This is a genomic window from Halomonas sp. V046 (genome assembly GCF_052645355.1).
In genome coordinates, this window is sequence record NZ_JBQXYF010000001.1 from 510,604 (window position 1) to 528,512 (window position 17,909).

At 67.2% G+C, this 17,909-nt stretch carries 16 protein-coding genes; 8 read left to right on the forward strand and 8 right to left on the reverse strand.

Going from position 1 to position 17,909, the window contains the following annotated elements:
- Nucleotides 1-126: 126 nt before the first annotated feature.
- The 4 genes from aroE to dprA all read right to left on the reverse strand — a co-directional run bounded on the left by aroE (nucleotide 127) and on the right by dprA (nucleotide 4,114).
- Nucleotides 127-945: a shikimate dehydrogenase gene (gene aroE, locus ACUN9Y_RS02220; protein ID WP_445459032.1), complete on the reverse strand. Its 819-nt coding sequence runs from the start codon at nucleotides 943-945 to the stop codon at nucleotides 127-129.
- Complete coding sequence (hemF, locus tag ACUN9Y_RS02225) at nucleotides 942-1,910, reverse strand: oxygen-dependent coproporphyrinogen oxidase (protein ID WP_445459033.1); 969 nt, start codon at nucleotides 1,908-1,910, stop codon at nucleotides 942-944. The genes aroE and hemF overlap by 4 nt, the downstream gene beginning before the upstream one ends.
- Before the next feature lie 117 nt (nucleotides 1,911-2,027).
- Nucleotides 2,028-2,597, reverse strand: coding sequence for an L-threonylcarbamoyladenylate synthase (locus ACUN9Y_RS02230; RefSeq protein WP_445459034.1), 570 nt, complete (start codon nucleotides 2,595-2,597; stop codon nucleotides 2,028-2,030).
- Nucleotides 2,598-2,890: 293 nt separating this feature from the next.
- Entirely contained in the window at nucleotides 2,891-4,114 is a 1,224-nt protein-coding gene (dprA, locus tag ACUN9Y_RS02235) for a DNA-processing protein DprA (protein WP_445459035.1), read from the reverse strand.
- Between the two features lie 387 nt (nucleotides 4,115-4,501).
- Here dprA and def point away from each other — a divergent pair, with 387 nt between their 5' ends.
- From def to ACUN9Y_RS02275, 8 genes are all read left to right on the forward strand, one after another.
- Nucleotides 4,502-5,014 carry a peptide deformylase gene (def, locus tag ACUN9Y_RS02240; protein WP_445459036.1) on the forward strand — a complete coding sequence of 171 codons (513 nt, stop codon included), beginning with the start codon at nucleotides 4,502-4,504 and terminating at the stop codon, nucleotides 5,012-5,014.
- A 146-nt stretch (nucleotides 5,015-5,160) separates the two neighbouring features.
- Nucleotides 5,161-6,135, forward strand: a complete 975-nt coding sequence (gene fmt, locus ACUN9Y_RS02245) for a methionyl-tRNA formyltransferase (RefSeq protein WP_445459088.1) — start codon at nucleotides 5,161-5,163, stop codon at nucleotides 6,133-6,135.
- 74 nt (nucleotides 6,136-6,209) lie between these two features.
- Entirely contained in the window at nucleotides 6,210-7,514 is a 1,305-nt protein-coding gene (gene rsmB / locus ACUN9Y_RS02250; RefSeq protein WP_445459089.1) for a 16S rRNA (cytosine(967)-C(5))-methyltransferase RsmB, read from the forward strand.
- A gap of 102 nt (nucleotides 7,515-7,616) precedes the next feature.
- Nucleotides 7,617-7,823: a dodecin gene (locus ACUN9Y_RS02255; protein WP_445459037.1), complete on the forward strand. Its 207-nt coding sequence runs from the start codon at nucleotides 7,617-7,619 to the stop codon at nucleotides 7,821-7,823.
- A gap of 131 nt (nucleotides 7,824-7,954) precedes the next feature.
- Entirely contained in the window at nucleotides 7,955-9,328 is a 1,374-nt protein-coding gene (gene trkA, locus ACUN9Y_RS02260; RefSeq protein WP_445459038.1) for a Trk system potassium transporter TrkA, read from the forward strand.
- 49 nt (nucleotides 9,329-9,377) lie between these two features.
- Nucleotides 9,378-10,826: a TrkH family potassium uptake protein gene (locus tag ACUN9Y_RS02265; protein WP_445459039.1), complete on the forward strand. Its 1,449-nt coding sequence runs from the start codon at nucleotides 9,378-9,380 to the stop codon at nucleotides 10,824-10,826.
- An 88-nt stretch (nucleotides 10,827-10,914) separates the two neighbouring features.
- Nucleotides 10,915-12,195: a TraB/GumN family protein gene (locus tag ACUN9Y_RS02270; RefSeq protein WP_445459040.1), complete on the forward strand. Its 1,281-nt coding sequence runs from the start codon at nucleotides 10,915-10,917 to the stop codon at nucleotides 12,193-12,195.
- Nucleotides 12,196-12,494: 299 nt separating this feature from the next.
- Nucleotides 12,495-13,640 (forward strand): alpha-hydroxy acid oxidase, encoded by a 1,146-nt coding sequence (locus ACUN9Y_RS02275; protein WP_445459041.1) that lies wholly within the window; start codon nucleotides 12,495-12,497, stop codon nucleotides 13,638-13,640.
- 78 nt (nucleotides 13,641-13,718) lie between these two features.
- Here ACUN9Y_RS02275 and ACUN9Y_RS02280 read toward each other — a convergent pair whose 3' ends face one another.
- From ACUN9Y_RS02280 to ACUN9Y_RS02295, 4 genes are all read right to left on the reverse strand, one after another.
- Nucleotides 13,719-14,258 carry a hypothetical protein gene (locus ACUN9Y_RS02280; RefSeq protein ID WP_445459042.1) on the reverse strand — a complete coding sequence of 180 codons (540 nt, stop codon included), beginning with the start codon at nucleotides 14,256-14,258 and terminating at the stop codon, nucleotides 13,719-13,721.
- Nucleotides 14,259-14,351: 93 nt separating this feature from the next.
- The gene (locus ACUN9Y_RS02285) at nucleotides 14,352-15,896 is read right to left on the reverse strand and encodes a hypothetical protein (RefSeq protein ID WP_445459043.1); all 1,545 of its coding nucleotides are present in this window, start codon (nucleotides 15,894-15,896) and stop codon (nucleotides 14,352-14,354) included.
- Between the two features lie 212 nt (nucleotides 15,897-16,108).
- Nucleotides 16,109-16,924 (reverse strand): tRNA-uridine aminocarboxypropyltransferase, encoded by an 816-nt coding sequence (locus ACUN9Y_RS02290; protein WP_445459044.1) that lies wholly within the window; start codon nucleotides 16,922-16,924, stop codon nucleotides 16,109-16,111.
- A 149-nt stretch (nucleotides 16,925-17,073) separates the two neighbouring features.
- A complete protein-coding gene (locus tag ACUN9Y_RS02295) occupies nucleotides 17,074-17,796 on the reverse strand; it encodes an SIR2 family NAD-dependent protein deacylase (protein ID WP_445459045.1) in 723 nt (240 codons plus the stop codon).
- Between the last annotated feature and the right edge of the window lie 113 nt (nucleotides 17,797-17,909).

The window sequence follows — 17,909 nt, forward strand, 5'->3', positions numbered from 1 at the left end:
AGGGCGCCGCTTTCACCTTCAGGGCGCCGCTTTCACCTTCAGAGCGCCGCCTTGCATGGCGTCTCACACTCAGCCGAGCCTGCGTTCGGCCTGCGTGAACGCTGTCATCGGGGCTCGTGGCAGCCACTAGCCCTGCAGCTGTGAACGCAGGTCGGCGAGTACGCGGTCGGTCGCCGGCGTCACGCCACGCCACTGGGCGAAGGACGCCGCGGCCTGTTCCACCAGCATGCCCAAACCATCGATGACCCGGGCTCCGCGCGGCGCCGCCCAGGCCAGGAACACCGTAGGTTCGGCGCCATACATCATGTCGTAGGCGCAGGCCTGTGGCGCGAACAGCGCCTCCGGCAGTGGCGGCAGGTCACCGGCCAGGCTCGCGCTGGTGCCATTGATCACGACGTCATAAGGCCCCGCGAGGGCATCGAAACCGCCGCCGTCGATCGCCCCCAGGTCGGCGAAATCCCGCGCCAGGGCCACAGCCTTGGCCGCGGTACGGTTGACCACGCTAAGCCGGGAGGGGCCCTCGGCCAGCAACGGCGCGAGCACACCGCGCACCGCACCACCGGCGCCCAGCACCAGAACCCGTGCGCCAGCGAGGGCAACGCCATGGCGCTTCATATCCGCGACCAGACCGACACCGTCGGTGGTGTCACCGAAGACCCTGCCGTCGCGGCCCAGGATCAGGGTATTCACCGCGCCGGCGCGCTCGGCGCCTGGGCTCAGACGGTCACACAGGCGAAAGGCATCTTCCTTGAACGGCACGGTGACGTTGGCACCGCGTCCGCCCGAGGCAACGAAATCGCGCCAGGCGCCGATGAAATCGTCTCGTGGCGCCTCGATCGCCCGATACTCGATGTCTTCCCCGGTCTGACGGGCGAAGGCCGAGTGGATGGCAGGAGACTTCGAGTGCCCGACAGGGTGGCCGAAGACGCAGTAGCGATCGGTCATGGCGTTTCCTTTGAATGATGGCTAGAAGAGGCGGCCTGGCCTGGCGACGATGACGTCTCGTCGAGCCACTCCCGTGGACGCAGAAAATCGCCAAGCGTGGCCTCGGCGCTGCCAGGCTCGGGGGCGTAGTCATATTCCCAGCGTGCCAGCGGCGGCATCGACATCAGAATCGACTCGGTGCGTCCGCCGCTCTGCAGCCCGAACAGGGTGCCGCGGTCCCAGACCAGGTTGAACTCGACGTAGCGACCACGCCGATAGAGCTGGAAGTTGCGCTCGCGCTCGCCCCAGGGCTCATCCCGTCGACGCTCGACGATGGGCAGGTAGGCATCACAGAAGCTGTCACCGATCGCGCGCTGAAAGGCGAAGCAGGCGTCGAAGCCCCCTTCGTTCAGGTCATCGAAAAATAGTCCCCCGATGCCCCGGGTCTCGCCTCGGTGCTTGAGAAAGAAGTAGTCATCGCACCAGGCCTTGTAGCGCGGATAGACCGCCTCGCCGAAGGGGGCGCAGGCTGCCCGGGCCACCTCGTGCCAGTGAATGGCATCGTCGAGGCGCGGATAGAAAGGCGTCAGATCGTAGCCCCCCCCAAACCACCACACCGGCTCCTCGCCCTCGGCCTCGGCAATAAAGAACCGCACATTGCCATGACTGGTCGGCACGTGTGGATTCTCCGGATGCAGCACCCAGGAGACCCCGACGGCATGGAAGCCGCGACCGGCTAGCTCGGGCCGGGCGGCGCTGGCCGACGGCGGCAGCCGGGTACCGTGAACATGCGAGAAGTTGACACCGCCCTTCTCGAACAGGGCGCCGTTCTCGATCACTCTGGAGCGTCCGCCTCCGCCGTCTTCCCGGGTCCAGGAATCCTCGCGAAAGCTGGCTCGACCATCGGCGTGCGCCAGGGCCTCGCACAGGCGGTCTTGAAGCGCGAGCAGATAGGCTTTTACCTCATCGAGCGTGGGCTGGGACACGCGGCCTCCTGGCTAGTCAGTTGCATGGGCAATAGAGTATCGGCCGAACGGCAGGTCCGGCCAGGGCTCGCAGCATGAACTCGGTGCATGAGCGCGATACCGGCATCGGGTGACGCCTCAGCCGCGTAGCACATGTCCCGAGATCAGGTCTCGGATCACGCTGGGACGTGGGTTACCGCCCAGCTCTCCGGGCACGATGGCATCGAGCTCGGCAGCAAACACCCGACGGATCTCGTCTTCGCTCATGGCGGGGGCTTCCCCGGCACGATTGGCCGACGTCGACACCAGCGGACCGCCGAAGGCACGACACAGGGCCTGAACGCCGGGGTGGTCGCTGACCCGCAGCGCGACCTTGGCGTGGCAACCGCGCACCAGGGACGACGAGCGACCATTGTCCGGCACCAGCCAGGTATGTGGGCCGGGCCAGCTGGCCACCAGCGGTGCGTGCCATTGCGCCGCCAGGCCCTCGAGCCAGGGGCCGAACTGGGCGATATCCGCGGCCACGAGGATCACCCCCTTGGCCGGATCTCGCTGCTTCAGGCGCAACAGGCGGGTCAGTGCGGCCTCGTTATCGGGATCGCAGCCCAGCCCCCAGACGGCCTCGGTGGGATAGGCTATGACGCCACCACGGGCGAGGGCGGCAACGGCCGTTGAGATGGCCGCGAACGGCTCGGTATGTTCGGTCATGGCAAGGTCGGAGCAAACGCTGAAAGTGGCCCGTATGCTAGCACGCCGGGCGGGGCGACGCCCGGGGCGAAAACCCTCTCGCCACGGCGCTGGCGCGCTCTTGCCCTGATGCCTTGCCCTGATGTCTTGCCCGGATGTCCTGCCCGGATGTCCTGCCCGGATGTCTTGCCCGGATGTCCTGCCCGGGTGTCTTGCCCGGATATCTTGCCTGGGTGTCTTGCCTGTATGTACTGCTGGCCCCTTGTGCCCGCGCACCGCTGAGCGCGAGCGCAAGCAAGGCGCGCGTCATGGCGTCAGTCGACGTCGCGTGACCGCGTCTGCGCCTCGGCCGGGGGCAGGCGAACCCAGCCCCCCGCCACCAGGGCCGCACGCCCGCTGATCTCGAGCAGCGTCAGCTCGCGCTGACAACTCGCCACGTCGCAACCGGCCAGGCCCACCAATGCATCGACGGGCGCCGGCGCATCGCTTAACCAGCGCAACAACAGCGAGTCGCCCTGGGTCAGGTCGTCCTGGAAACGCTCGACGTCGGCCTGGTCCGAGGCCTCGGGCCTGCACCCTGCCCCTTGGCGTGGCCCCCAGGTCGACAGTTCCGCCAACACGTCATCGACGTTGCGGACCAGCGCCGCCCCCTCGCGGATCAGGCGCAGACACCCCTGAGCCTGGGGCGAGTGAATCGACCCGGGCACCGCCATGACTTCGCGGCCCTGCTCGGCGGCCAGCCGCGCGCTGATCAGCGACCCACTCAGCTCCGCCGCCTCGACCACCAGCACCCCGCAGGACATGCCCGTGACGATACGGTTTCGGCGCGGAAAATCTCCCGGCCGGGCACGATCGCCCGGCGCTCGTTCGCCGAGCAACAAGCCGCCCTCCTCGAGCAGGCGCCGATAGAGCCCCCGGTGGCGTTGCGGGTAGGCAAGATCCACTCCCCCTGCCAATACCGCGATGCTGACGCCTCCCGCGTCGAGCGCGCCGGTCTGGGCCGCCCCATCGACGCCCAGCGCCATGCCACTGACGACACACCAGCCACTGCGGGCCATGTCCGCCCCGAAGCGCCGCGCATTGGCGAGTCCTTCTCGGGTCGGACGCCGGGATCCGACCAAGGCCACGCGGGGCGGCGTCAGCGCCGCCAGCTCGCCGCGTCCGCGCAGCAGTGGCGGTGGATCGGCAATCTGATCCAGCAGCGCCGGCCAGCGTGGATGATCGGGGTGCAGCAGGTGGCAATCCGGCGCTTCTCGTTGCCAGTCCAGCGCGCGCTGAATGGTCGCCGTCAGCGGACTGCGCACGGGGTGATCTAGCCACAGCCGCAGCACCGCGGCGGCCCCGGCGGGCAGCCGCGCCAGCCACCCGTCAGGCCAGACCGGGCGCGCCCGGTGCAGCGCGGCCAGGCGCACCGGCCCGACCCCTGGCAAGGACGCCAGCGCCAGCCAACGACAGGTCAGTTCCTGGGCATTGCCGCCGCGGGGGGCGAACTCACCGCTTCCCTCGCCAGCCTCGCCAGGTAAAGTGAAGAGCGTCATCCGTGACACCTCCGGCCGAACATGCCGACAGTATAGGCAGGCACTCGCGGAGCACCGCGACGTTGCTGCGCCTCGCCGGGCATCCAGCCCGGCGAGGCGTCTTGGCCTAGCGGGCGGGGACTCGGGTATCGCTGGCCTCGTTGCCGGCAGCCGGGGCATCGACGCTCATGCCGTCGCCCCGTCACGCCAAGGCTTCGCACGGCCGACGGCTGCCCGCCTAGAGCACCCTCGCCGCCGCCGCGCCATCGTGCTATCGCGCCTGACGATAGGCTGACCCTATCGAGGAGATGGCTCCGCCCGGGTAGGCCTCACGGCATGGACGTCATACAATAGTCCCCAAATAGTGCAGCATTGCCTCCCAACCATAGCAACGGTGGTATCCACGCCATGGCAACACTCCCCATTCTCGAATTTCCCGACGAGCGCCTGCGCACCAAGGCGGTAGCGGTGGAGAGCGTCGATGACGAGGTCCGCCAGCTGGTCGCCGACATGCTCGAGACCATGTACACCGCGCCCGGCATCGGTCTGGCCGCGACCCAGGTCGACGTGCATCGACGCGTGATCGTGATTGACGTCAGCGAGGATCAGTCCACGCCGCTGGTCCTGATCAACCCTGAAGTCACCCCGATCGGCGAAGAGCGTGAGCCCATGCAGGAAGGCTGCCTGTCGATTCCCGAGTACTTCGCCGATGTGCCCCGGGCGCTGCGAGTCAACCTGAAGGCGCTGGACCGCGACGGAACGCCCTATGAGATCGAAGCCGACGGTCTGCTGGCCCACTGCATTCAGCATGAGCTCGATCACCTGGAAGGCGTCCTGTTCGTCGACTACCTGTCGCCGTTGAAGCGCGATCGGGTGCTGAAGAAGATGAACAAGCGCCACCGTCAGATGCAGGACGCCTGACGTCAGTCTCGCCCCGCCTGCAACGGGCGACACTGCCCCCCTCACCCATCGCCACGTGACCGGCTACGCAATCGACGTAGCCGGCCTTCGTCGTTTGGGCCAAGCTCCGTTATGATATGTGCGCATTCATCGGCAAGGCCCTGACCATGACCCAAGCGCTGCGCGTGATCTTCGCCGGCACGCCTGACTTCGCCGCCGACAGCCTGTCGGCGCTGCTGGCTAGCCATCACCAGGTGATAGCCGTCTATACCCAGCCCGATCGCCCCGCCGGCCGTGGGCGCAAGCTGACGCCGAGTCCGGTGAAGGCGCTGGCCCTCGAGCACGACCTGCCGGTCTATCAGCCCCAGTCGCTCAAGGATGAGGCCGAGCAGCAGGCACTGGCGGCCCTCGATGCCGATATCATGGTGGTGGTGGCCTATGGGCTCATCCTGCCCCTACCCGTGTTGACCGCCCCTCGCCGAGGCTGCCTCAATATCCACGCGTCGCTCCTGCCGCGCTGGCGCGGCGCGGCGCCGATCCAACGGGCCATCGAAGCCGGCGACGGCGAAAGCGGTGTCACCATCATGCAGATGGACGAGGGGCTCGATACCGGCGACATGCTGCTGACCGAGTCGACGCCGATAACACGCACCACCACCGGCGGCGAGCTGCACGACCGCCTGTCCGAGATGGGCGCGGCGGCCATCGTCGAGGCGCTGGATGCCCTGACCAACGGCGGGCTGACGGCGATACCACAGCCGGCCGAAGGCGTCACCTATGCCGCCAAGCTCTCCAAGGCCGAGGCCGAGCTCGACTTTCGCCAGCCGGCCGCGGCCCTGTCGGCCCGGGTCCACGCCTTCAACCCCTGGCCCGTCACCTGGTGTACGCTGGGCGATGAGCGCCTGCGCGTCCTGCTGGCCACCCCCATGGCCCAAGGCGAACCCGCGGCCCCTGGCAGCCTGATTGCCGCCGACGACTCACTGCTGATAGCCTGCGGCCCAGACGGCCGCGAGCGCCTGGCTATTACCCAGGCCCAGCTACCCGGCGGCAAGGCACTGGCGGTCACCGACCTGCTGCGCTCCCGCGCCGACCGCTTCGTCGTCGGCACCCGACTCGGACAAGCTCCGGAGACCCGCTCATGACGGACCACACCTCGTCGCGACAGCGCAAGAACCGTCCCGGCCAGTCCAGGCCCCAGGCCAATGCGCGGCGCGACATGGGCGACTGTGTCCGCGCCGCAGCGGCCCGAGCACTGGTGCCGGTCATCACCGGCAAGGGATCACTGGCCGCCCTCGACGACCATCAGGTGGTGGCCCGAGATCGCGCCCTGTTCAAGGCCATGTGCTATGGCGTCTGCCGCACCCTACCGCGGCTCGAAGCGCTGACCACGAAGCTGCTGGAAAAGCCGTTCAAGGCCCGCGACGCCGACGTTCAGGCGTTGCTGCTGGTGGGTGCCTTTCAGCTCCTGTATCTGCGCATCCCCGCGCATGCCGCGGTGGGCGAAACCGCCGGCGCCGCCCGACTGCTGGGCAAGGCCTGGGCAACACGCGTGCTCAACGGCTGCCTGCGCCGCCTGCAGCGTGAGTCAGAGTCCCTCGAGGCCGAGGTCGACAAGGATCCGGCGGTGGCCCTGCTCCACCCCGGCTGGTGGCTCAAGGCCCTGCGCAAGGCCTGGCCCGACGATTGGCGGACGATCGCCGAGGCCAACAATCAACCGGGGCCGATGACCCTGCGCGTCAATCGCCGCCACAACGATCGTGAGAGCTATCTTGACCTGCTCGACGGCGCCGGCATCTCGGCACGCCTGTGCAGCCACGCCCCCGACGCCCTGACCCTTGACCATGCCCAGGACGTCGACAGCCTGCCGGGCTTTAGCCAGGGCCACGTCAGCGTTCAGGACGAGTCCGCCCAGTTGGCCGCGGTGCTGCTCGGCCCGGTGATTGCACCCCGCCCCGGAGCCCGGGTGCTCGATGCCTGCTGCGCCCCCGGGGGCAAAACCGCCCACCTGCTCGAGCTGTTCGACATCGACATGCACGCCATCGACTCCGACGCCGCCCGCCTCGCTCGGGTCGAAGACACCCTGACACGACTCGGCCTCTCGGCCACCCTGGCCCAGGGCGATGCCACCGAGCGCGACTGGTGGGACGGCACGCCCTTCGATGCCATCCTGCTCGACGCCCCCTGTTCCGGCAGCGGGGTGATCCGCCGCCATCCGGATATCAAGCGCCTGCGCCGGGCGAGCGATATCCCTCGGCTCGCCGAGTTGCAAGCGCGGCTGCTCGACAACCTGTGGTCACTGCTCAAGCCCGGTGGCACGCTGCTCTATGCCACCTGTTCGGTGCTACCCCAGGAAAACAGCGAGCAGATCGACGCCTTCCTGGCGCGGACCCCGGACGCCGCGGCGCAGATGCCCAGCGGCATCGGCTGGGGACGCGAAGCCGGGGTCGGGCGCCAGCTCCTCCCGGTGGAGGACAGCCACGATGGTTTCTTCTATGCCAGACTGAGCAAAGCGAAGGGGTAAGCTCCTCTTTGGCCGCAGGCACCCTGGAAGGCGTCGAGGAACGCCTCCACGACGTGCAAGCCGCCGCCCTGAGACGGCGTCACTTTCCATCACGGAGACACCATGAACCAACACGTCTACAAGCAGATCGAGCTGACCGGATCGTCCGACACCAGCATCGAAGATGCCGTCCAGCGAGCGGTGTCCAAGGCCTCCGAGAGTGTCCAGGGCATGCGCTGGTTCGAGGTCACCGAGACCCGGGGCCATATCGAAGACGGCCGCGTCGCCCACTGGCAAGTGACGATCAAGGTCGGCTTCACCCTGAACTGAACCACCGTCACGACAGAATGAGCACAGGGCGGGAGGTCTCCCGCCCTGTCGTCATGTGAAGGGCTAGGGTATGCTGGCTCGAATGTTGCGGCGCATCATGCGCCTTTGACACCTCTTCGGACACGACAACGATGAAGATCATCATTCTCGGTGCCGGCCAGGTCGGCGGAACGCTGGCAGAACACCTGGCCCGCGAGGAGAACGACATCACGGTGGTGGACACCGACGGTGAGCGTCTCCGGGAACTGCATACCCGCCTCGACATTCGCACCGTGTCGGGTGCCGCTTCCTACCCGATGGTGCTGCGCCAGGCCGGCTGTGAAGACGCCGACATGTTGATCGCGGTGACCAATTCAGACGAAGTCAACATGATCGCCTGTCAGGTCGCCCATACCCTGTTTCGTACCCCGACCAAGATCGCCCGGGTACGTGCCACCGCCTATCTGGCGCGCAAGGGTCTGTTCGCCCACGAGGCGGTCCCCATCGACGTGCTGATCAGCCCCGAGCAGGTGGTAACCGACCACATCCGCCGCCTGATCGAGCACCCCGGTGCCCTGCAGGTCCTCGAGTTTGCCAGCGGCCTGGTTCAGTTAGTCGCGGTCAAGGCCTTCTACGGCGGCCCCCTGGTCGGCCAGGAACTCGGTTTCCTGCGCCGCCATATGCCCAGCGTCGATACCCGGGTAGCGGCCATCTACCGCCGCAACCGTCCGATCATCCCGCGTGGCGACACCGTCATCGAAGCCGACGACGAAGTCTTCTTCATTGCCGCCCGGCGCGACATTCGCGCGGTAATGAGCGAGTTGCGCCGCCTCGACCGAGACTTCCGCCGCGTCGTCATCGCCGGCGGCGGCAACATCGGCGAGCGCCTGGCCGAACACCTCGAGCACAGCCACCAGGTCAAGATGATCGAACATAACCTGGAGCGTTGCACCCAGCTCTCCGAGCGCCTCGACCGTACCGTGGTGCTCCACGGCAGTGCCACCAGCAAGCGCCTGCTGGAAGAGGAGAACATCGAGGACTGCGATATCTTCTGCGCCCTGACCAACGACGACGAGGTCAATATCATGTCGTCGATGCTGGCCAAGCGCATGGGCGCCAAGAAGGTGCTCACCCTGATCAATAACGCGGCCTACGTGGACCTGGTCCAGGGCGGCGAGATCGATATCGCCATCTCGCCCCAGCAAGCCACCATCGGTAGCCTGCTGACCCACGTCCGCCGCGGCGATATCGTCAACGTCCACTCGCTGCGCCGCGGCGCCGCCGAGGCCATCGAGGCCATCGCCCACGGCGACAGCCAGTCGTCCCGCGTCGTCGGCCGGGCCATCGGCGAGATCGACCTGCCCAGTGGGACCACCATCGGTGCCATCGTGCGCGGCAAGGAAGTGCTGATCGCCCACGACGATGTGGTGGTGGAGAGCGGCGACCACGTCATCCTGTTCGTCGTCGACAAGCGCCGGATCCGCGACGTCGAGCGCCTGTTCCAGGTCGGGCTGACGTTCTTCTGATGACGATTCGTGCCCTGACATCCTCACGCACCACGGGGAGCGCCATCGCATGAGCTTGCGCATGATCCTGCGCATCCTCGGCCTGCTGCTGATGATGTTCAGCCTGACCATGGTGCCACCGATCGCCATCTCGCTGCTGTTCGGCGATGGCATGTGGGACGCCTTCCTGATCGCCATCGCCATCACCGTGGCGACCGGGGCAGCCATGTACCTGCCCAACCGTCGCGCCCGGCGCGAACTGCGCACCCGCGACGGCTTTCTGATCGCCGCGCTGTTCTGGGGCGTGCTGGGCCTGTTCGGTTCACTGCCGCTGATGCTCACCGGCAGTGCGGCACTGTCGTTCACCGATGCGGTGTTCGAGTCCTTTTCCGGCCTCACGACCACCGGTGCCACAGTGATCACCGGCATCGACTTCCTGCCCGAGGCGATTCTCTACTATCGCCAGCAGCTGCAGTGGCTGGGCGGCATGGGGATCGTGGTACTGGCGGTGGCCATCCTGCCGACACTCGGCGTCGGCGGCATGGCGCTGTACCGCACCGAGATCCCCGGACCGCTCAAGGACTCCAAGCTGACGCCACGCATCACCGAGACGGCCAAGGCGCTGTGGTACATCTACGCCACCCTGACGCTGGCCTGCATGCTCGCCTACATGGCCGCCGGGATGGACTGGTTCGACGCCCTCGGCCACAGTTTCTCGACCGTCGCCATCGGTGGCTTCTCGACCCATGACGCCAGTATCGGCTACTTCGACAGCGCCGCCATCGAAGCGATCTGCGTCGCCTTCATGCTGATCTCGGCGATGAGCTTCAGCCTGCACTTCATGGCCTGGCGCGAGCGGCGCCTGAGTCACTACCTCGAAGACCCCGAAGCCCGCTTTCTGCTGCTGTACCTGGCGGGACTGTGCGCCATCGCGGTGATCACGCTGTGGTTGACCGGCACCGAGGAAACCACCATCGGCCTGCGACACGGCATCTTCGAGGTGGTGTCGGTGGCCACCACCGCCGGCTTCTCGGTGGCGGACTTCTCCGCGTGGCCCGGCGCCCTGCCGCTGCTGCTGTTCATCGCCGCCTTCGTCGGCGCCAGTTCGGGCTCCACCGGCGGCGGCATGAAGGTCATCCGTATCATCCTGATCATCAAGCAGGGCATGCGCGAGATCATGCGTCTGATTCATCCCAACGCGGTGATCGCGGTCAAGATCGGCAAGGTCAGCGTGCCCGACGGCATCGCCCAGGCGGTGTGGGGATTCTTCTCGGCCTACGTGCTGCTGTTCTTCCTGATGCTGGTCGGGGTCATGGCCACCGGCGTCGATCAGGTCACCGCCTGGTCGACGGTGGGCTCGGCGCTCAACAACCTGGGGCCGGCGCTCGGCGAGGCCAGCCTGCACTATGGCGACATGCCCTCCACCGCCAAGTGGATCCTGGTGCTGGCCATGCTGATGGGCCGCCTGGAGATCTTCACCGTCCTGGTGCTGTTCACCCCCGCCTTCTGGCGCAAGTAACCGGCGCTGACCCGCAGCACCCCGCGTTTGGCCCAGGCCCAACGTTCGTGGATAATCGTCCCTTCACTCTTTTCAGGCCCACAGGTCCATGACCGAGACCCAGACAGCAACCGCAACGCCGGCAGACACAGCGACCGAGGGGGCGGGTGGTGCAGCCCCGGCAGACAGCACCAGCGCACCGACCGGTGGTCCGCGCCGTGACGTTCGCGTGGGCGATACCGTCTTCACCTTGCTGGGCACCGCCCACGTCAGCGCCGAAAGCGCCGACGAGGTGCGCGACCTGATCGACTCCGGCGAGTTCGACGCCGTGGCCATCGAGCTGTGCGACGCTCGCCATCACAACATGGCCAACCCCGACGCCCTCGGCGACCAGGACCTGTTTCAGATCTTTCGTCAGGGCAAGGCCGGCATGGTCGCCGCCAACCTGGCTCTCGGCGCCTTTCAACAGCGTATCGCCGAGCAGTCTGGAATCGAGCCGGGTGCCGAAATGCGCGCCGCCCTGGAGGCCAGCCAGAAGCGCGAATTGCCGCTGCTGCTGATCGATCGTGACGTCGGCCTGACGCTCAAGCGTATCTATCAGAACGTCCCCTGGTGGCAACGCTTTTCGCTGCTCTCGGGACTGCTGGGCAGCGTGCTATCACGTCAGGAGGTCTCTGCTGCCGAGGTCGAGCGGCTCAAGCAGGGCGACGTGCTGGAATCGACCTTCAGTGAGTTCGCCGCCGAGTCGGAAACCCTCTACACCCCGCTGATCAGCGAACGTGACCGCTACATGGTCATGCGACTGGCCCAACGCTGTCCGCCGGGCAAGTTTTCGCGGGTGCTGGTGGTGATCGGTGCCGGGCACCTCAAGGGCATGGCCGAGCATCTCGAGGGCCCGCCGGCCGAGTCTCCCGAGACCGAGATCGCCGCCCTCGAGGCAACCAAGCCTCGCTCCGGGGTGTGGAAAATGGTGCCATGGCTGATCACCGCGCTGGTCATCACCGGCTTCGTGATCGGCTTCTCGCGCAACACCGAGCTCGGCTGGCAGCTGGTGGCCGAGTGGTTCGTGATCAACGGGGTACTCGCCGGTATCGGCACGCTGGTCGCCTTGGCTCACCCGGTGACGGTGATTGCCACCATCGTCGCCGCGCCCCTGACCTCGCTCAACCCGACCATCGGCGCAGGGTTTGTCGCCGCCGGGGTCGAGTTGGCCATGCGCAAGCCCAAGGTGCGTGACTTCGCCACCCTGCGCCATGACGTTACCCAGCTAAAAGGCTGGTGGCGCAACCGCGTCTCACGCACCCTGCTGGTGTTTCTCGGCGCGACACTCGGTTCCGCCGCCGGCACCTGGATCGCCGGCTTTCGCATCGCCGGCAGCCTGTTCGGCTGACCCTCGACACCTTCCCACGACCTCCCACGCCGGGCCCGTTCACTCGGGCCCGGTGAGGCACGCCTTTCACCGTCGGCGCCAGCGCCTGGTGCCACGGACCGCGCCCTCCCCGCCGGACCGATCCGATAGTTCCGTCACTCTCCCAAGGCTGAGGCGAGTTCGCCGCTCGGCCGTGTGGCGCGTCCGATTGGTGGACGCGATGAACGAGACCGGGACCACTCCCCACTAATTTTTCTTAGACTATGCTGAATGGACGGGCGGCGCCGCAGCGTGCCGTCGGCTGAAGGGAGTCGGCCCCCATGGCACCACGCAGCATTGCAGAGCTACGCCGTATGGCCCAGAAGCGGCTACCGCGCCTGGTGTTCGACTATTTCGAGGGCGGCGCCTGGCGCCAGCACACCTTGCGTGCCAATCGAGAGGCCCTCGCCGGCTGGTATCTGCGGCCCCGGCAGTTGGTCGATGTCAGTCATCGGCGGCTCGACACCCGACTGATCGGGCAGGATGTCGCCCTACCGCTGGTCCTGTCGCCGGTGGCACTCGGCGGCATGCTGTGGGCAGACGGCGAGCGCCACTGCGCCCGGGCCGCGGCTCGCGCTGGCGTTCCCTATGTCCACGCCACCCTGTCCATCGACTGTATCGAGAACGTCGCCGCGGCGACGACGCCCCCCCCGTGGTTCCAGCTCTACCTGCTGCGGGATCGCAATTTGAGTGAGCGCCTGATGACGCGGGCCTGGCGCGCTGGCTGTCGCGTGTTGATGGTCACCGTCGACATGCCCCTGTTGGCCGACCATCTGCACAGCGCGCGCCGGGGGCTGAGGCTCCCCCCGCCAGCGGTCGCGGCGCTGGCATGGGACCTGTCACGCCACCCGGCCTGGCTGTATCGGCACCTGCAACGCGGCAGCCTGGGCCTTGGGAACCTCGAAGGGGCCCTGACCGGTATCAACGGGCTCGCCGGACTCAACGCCTGGCTCGACGCCAACCTCGACCCGAGTCTGACCTGGGCGGATCTTGCGTGGGTGCGCAAGCGCTGGGACGGCGCCCTGGTGGTCAAGGGCATTCTCGAGCCCGACGATGCGCGGCTCGCGGCGGAAGTCGGCGCCGAGGCCGTGGTCGTCTCCAATCACGGCGGGCGTCAGCTGGATGGCGCCCAGGCCTCGATCGCGGCCCTGCCCGGCGTCGTCGATGCCGTCGGGCAGCGCATGGAGGTCCACGTCGATGGCGGCTTTCGCAGCGGCCAGGATATTCTTGTGGCCCTGGCCTTGGGCGCCCGAGCGGTCCACATCGGGCGGCCCTATCTTTACGGCCTCGGCGCCCGAGGCCAGCCCGGGGTAGAGCACAGCATGGCGATACTGCATCGCGAATTGGACCTGACGCTGGCGCTGTGCGGTCGCCGCAGCCTTGAGGAGGTGGACGAGACACTGCTGGCCAGGCGCGGGCATCGCTAAGCACCCCAGGTTCCGGCGCGATCACTGCCGGTGATGGACCACATCGTCAGGCCTGGACGGATACGGCGATAGGCGGTGTCAGCCTGACGCCGCCACGCACTCGCCCTGCTCGGGCAAGCGCCAGTCCCCCAGCGCGTCCAGCGCCTGGATCTCACTGCCCCAACGCGCCACCAGCGCCTGGCGGTAGACATCCTGCCCACGCGCCCCCGATCGGCCTGCGCCACCGACGGGCAACAGCGGCACGCGGACACTGCTCAGCTGGCGCGACGTGTCCGGCACCATCTCCGGAACATCGATCCACAGGCCGAGATAGCCCTCGCGCTCGACCCGCCAACACTGGGAACGCAGCATGCTGGCGGGCATGGCCAGGTAGAAGGCCGTACGCGAACGCCCGGTGATCGCGAAGCGTCCTTGTGCATCGCTGACAGCGGCGGCGGCTGGCTCGGCGGCGGCAACGATACGCGCCCCCGACAAGGACATGCCAGATTCAGCATCGATAATCTGCCCCTGCAGCGGCTGCAGCGACCAGCGCTCTGTCACCATCGGCACACAGCCGCTCAATGCCACAGTCGTGGCCAACACCAGGGCAAGTGCCACTGTCCTCACGTCTGCCGTCATGCCGGGGCTTCCCTGTCGCGCGCCTATGGCGAGCCAAGACTGCGACTCTACGCCATACGCCGGCGCTCGGCCGGTCTACCTGTCGGCGCACCGTCAACGCACCTCGCCACGGCGCCCCGGCCGCTCGCCGTCACTCCCGCAAACGCGGCCAGCATCGAGCACCTGCGCTTCGGTCATGCCACTCACGATGTCCTGAATCAGGCGACATCGATAGTAGAACTCCCAATCGGCAATACTCTGCGAATGGGCACATTTCACCAGCGCATTATCGTAGGCCGACAGCTCCCATGCTCCCAAAAGCTCCCGGCGCCGGCGGAGCGACGACGCCTCGGGTCCTTCGAAGCGGCCCGCCAGCACGGCCGCGAAGTCATCACGCGTGAGCGTGAGCAGCGGCACAAAGGCGTCGAGTACCCGCTGCACGGCACGCTTGGCTTGGCGCGCCTGGCAGAGCGCCCCGACATCCCGACGCTGGCATTCCAACGCCACATCCTCGAGTGCCCCCAGCAACGCCGCACAGGGTCCATTGTCGTCAACAAGGCTGTGCCCGTGGTCACCGCCATGAATGGCGTCGAGATTCGTAATGAAGGACTCAGCGGCACAATTGACCAGCACTTGCACGATGCCCACGCGAAAGTAGGTGAAAAACTTGTCCGGGCTCGACAACGGCTCGCGCCGGCAGCGATCTAAAGGCCAGTCCACCATGCCACCAAAGCTCCAGCGCCGACGCACACCATGACGGCAAAACACCCGCGCATTGATCACCGCTTCGGTCTCGGCGTCCCCCGAGGCATGATGCCGAGCGGCGTAAGCACCCTTGAGGGCAGCCGCCAGCGACGGGATGTCGAGAATGCCGCGAGCCACGGCCTCCTCCAGGTCGGCAATGCCACGAGCAATCGCCTCGGCGGCCTCGACCAGATACACCGCGGGATGGTGGCGCTCCGGCACCAGGGCCAACGCCGCCTGCGCGTCATCGACATAGGACAGTTCGGAAAGATAGTAAGCACTGGGGCCGAGCCGACGCTCGTCCGTCCCTGCCCCCGCCACAGGCGCTGCCGACATCAACGCGGCGGTCTGGGTATACGTCAGGTTGAGGTGCAGCAGTTTGGTCAGCACGCGCAGCGTCTGCGCCCCCGAGTCGAAGCGACAAAGATCCGCCGTCAGACGCCTCGGCAACGCCTCGTGGGAGGCCGTGCCATGGCGCCAGGGAGCCAAGCGCGGCAGCTGCGCCGCAAACCAGTCCCTGAGCACCTCTTCTGCGGCTTGACCGAAGGGAGGCCGGCCGACATTCTTCGCCAGGCAAGCAATCTCGACCACCGACTCGAGTGCCCTGGCAAGCCCCCCAAGATGGTGGCTGGCGGCGCTGTCTGGCAGCTTGGCGTAGAGCGTGCGCACGATAAAGCGTCCGGCCTGCTTGGCCTCCAGGGCCCGCGACAAGCCACGATGCCCTGTCCGGCCAGACGCCAGACAAGCGCCACCTTCCCCATGCTGCAAGCGTCGGATGGCGTCGCAGTTGACCACCCTTGCGCGGTCTCGTTCGAGTTGACGCTCGAGCTCTTCGCCATAGCGCGGTGAATCGATGGCATTTCCGCCATCACCGGGATACGGCCGTGTCCTGGTAAAGCGAGTGCGAAAATCCATACCTTTCTCCTTCCCGACTGGCCTGGTGCGTGCGGTCAAACCGGACGTCTCTGGGCTACAAACTGTGCGTGTCAGGAAAGGGTGCCGGACTTAGTATGCTGAAACGTTGGGCAAACGGCTCGGTTTGCTATCGGTCATCTCGGTTTAGTCCGCACAAATTTGGCGGAACAACTCGTCGACATACCGTCATTACTACGCCAAAACGCCAGCTATCAGCGAGCCTCTCCCATCGCATCGGCCGTACTGGCACGCGCTTTCAAGCGCTCCATGGCGGGGGTCGGCGACACGAGTCGGGCGTCGCGTCGGCTCGCCGCATAGCTGTCATTGAAGACATCGAAGTAGTCGTTCAGGATCCCCGCCGCGTCGGCCTCCCCGGCCTGCGTCAGCAGCTCCGCGGCCACCTCCGCCGTACACAGGTGCGCGGCAGACGCCGGCTTGCGCAAACGATAGCGGGTCAAGCGATCCGTGCGCAGCGGCAACACGGGCAACGCATCGAGATAGGGGCTCTTGCGGAAGATGCGTCGCGCCTGGCGCCAGGTGCCATCGAGCAGGATCAACACGGGAATGCGAGACTCCCGCGCACCTCTGACTGCCGCGATCGTAGTGACCCGGTCGGCGTAGTCCGGCTGGTCGTCGGGAAACACCACGAAGGGGGCATAGCGCTCATCCGCCAGCAACGCCAGCAATTCCGTATCCGGCGCCGTACGGTACCAGGTAAAAACCCGGGTCGTCGGTAGCACGTCACGGATCAAGCGCCCGGTGTTGGTCGGTTTATGATGCTCCAGCGGGTGCGTCACCAGCCACACCTGAACCCGACTGCTGGCCTTGACCCTGAACGGGCACAGGCAATTGAGCTCGGGCAGCTGGCAGCCATCGCAGCGCACCACGAAACTGCCTCGGGCCTTGAACTCGCGACGCGGGGGACGCGCGTGTCCGGTGGCCGGATCACGCGCGGTGCCGCCCGCGTCGTCACCGACAGCGGCGAGAGAGCGGGGGCGATGTCGGTCGTGCGGTAAGTCATCGGTCATCGGTGGCGGTCCTGCTAGGCCTGCGGCGAGGGCGCGTAGTCTAGCACGATGGCCGACCAGTGCCGGCGGCGACTGCCCTGGCCGGTGCCCCCCGGCATCGAGCGGCCGTGTGGCGAGGACTGTGGCTGGTGCGACGGCTCGTGCGGCGGCTAGTGCTGCGGCACGAAAAGTCGTCCTTCCCGTTGCCATTGGCGAGTCAGCGCCGGCACGCCCTGTCCGGCCGGCAGTGCCAGGCGGGCAACGCCTGGCGGCACGACAAGACTTTCATCCGGATCGACCAGCATGCAGGCGGCGGCCAGCGGCAGCTCGTCGATCAGCGACGCCGCTGGCATCACGGCCAGTGAGGTGCCCACCACCAGGAGCAGGTCGGCACGCGCGACGATGTCGCAGGCCTCGGCGAACGCCGGCACCTCCTCGCCGAACCACACCACATCGGGGCGAAGCTGACTGCCCTGATCACAGACATCGCCGATGACGATATTGCGCTTGCCCAGCGGATAACGCATGCGCGCATCCACCGACGACCGCGAGACCATGATCTCGCCGTGCAGATGCAGCACCCGCCGCGAGCCAGCGCGCTCGTGGAAGTCGTCGATATTCTGGGTGATGACGCTGACCTCGAAGCCCCGCGCCTCGAGGTTGGCCAGCGCCCGGTGGGCGGCATTGGGGCGTGCCGCGCGGATCTGGTCCCGGCGCGCATCGTAGAAACGCAGCACACGCTCGGGGTCTCTTGCCCAACCCTCGGGCGTCGCCACCTCTTCGATGGGATGGTTGGCCCATAGGCCGTCGCTGGCGCGAAAGGTCTGAATACCGCTCTCCGCGCTGATCCCGGCGCCGGACAGCACCACCAGATGAGGCGCTGGTTGTGTCATCTCTGATTCCCTGGACTCTCTGGCAGGCGCTCGGCCGGCGTCCCGAACACGACGCTGGCTCGGTCGGCGTCCCGAACACGACGCTGGCTCGCTCGGCGTCCCGAACACGACGC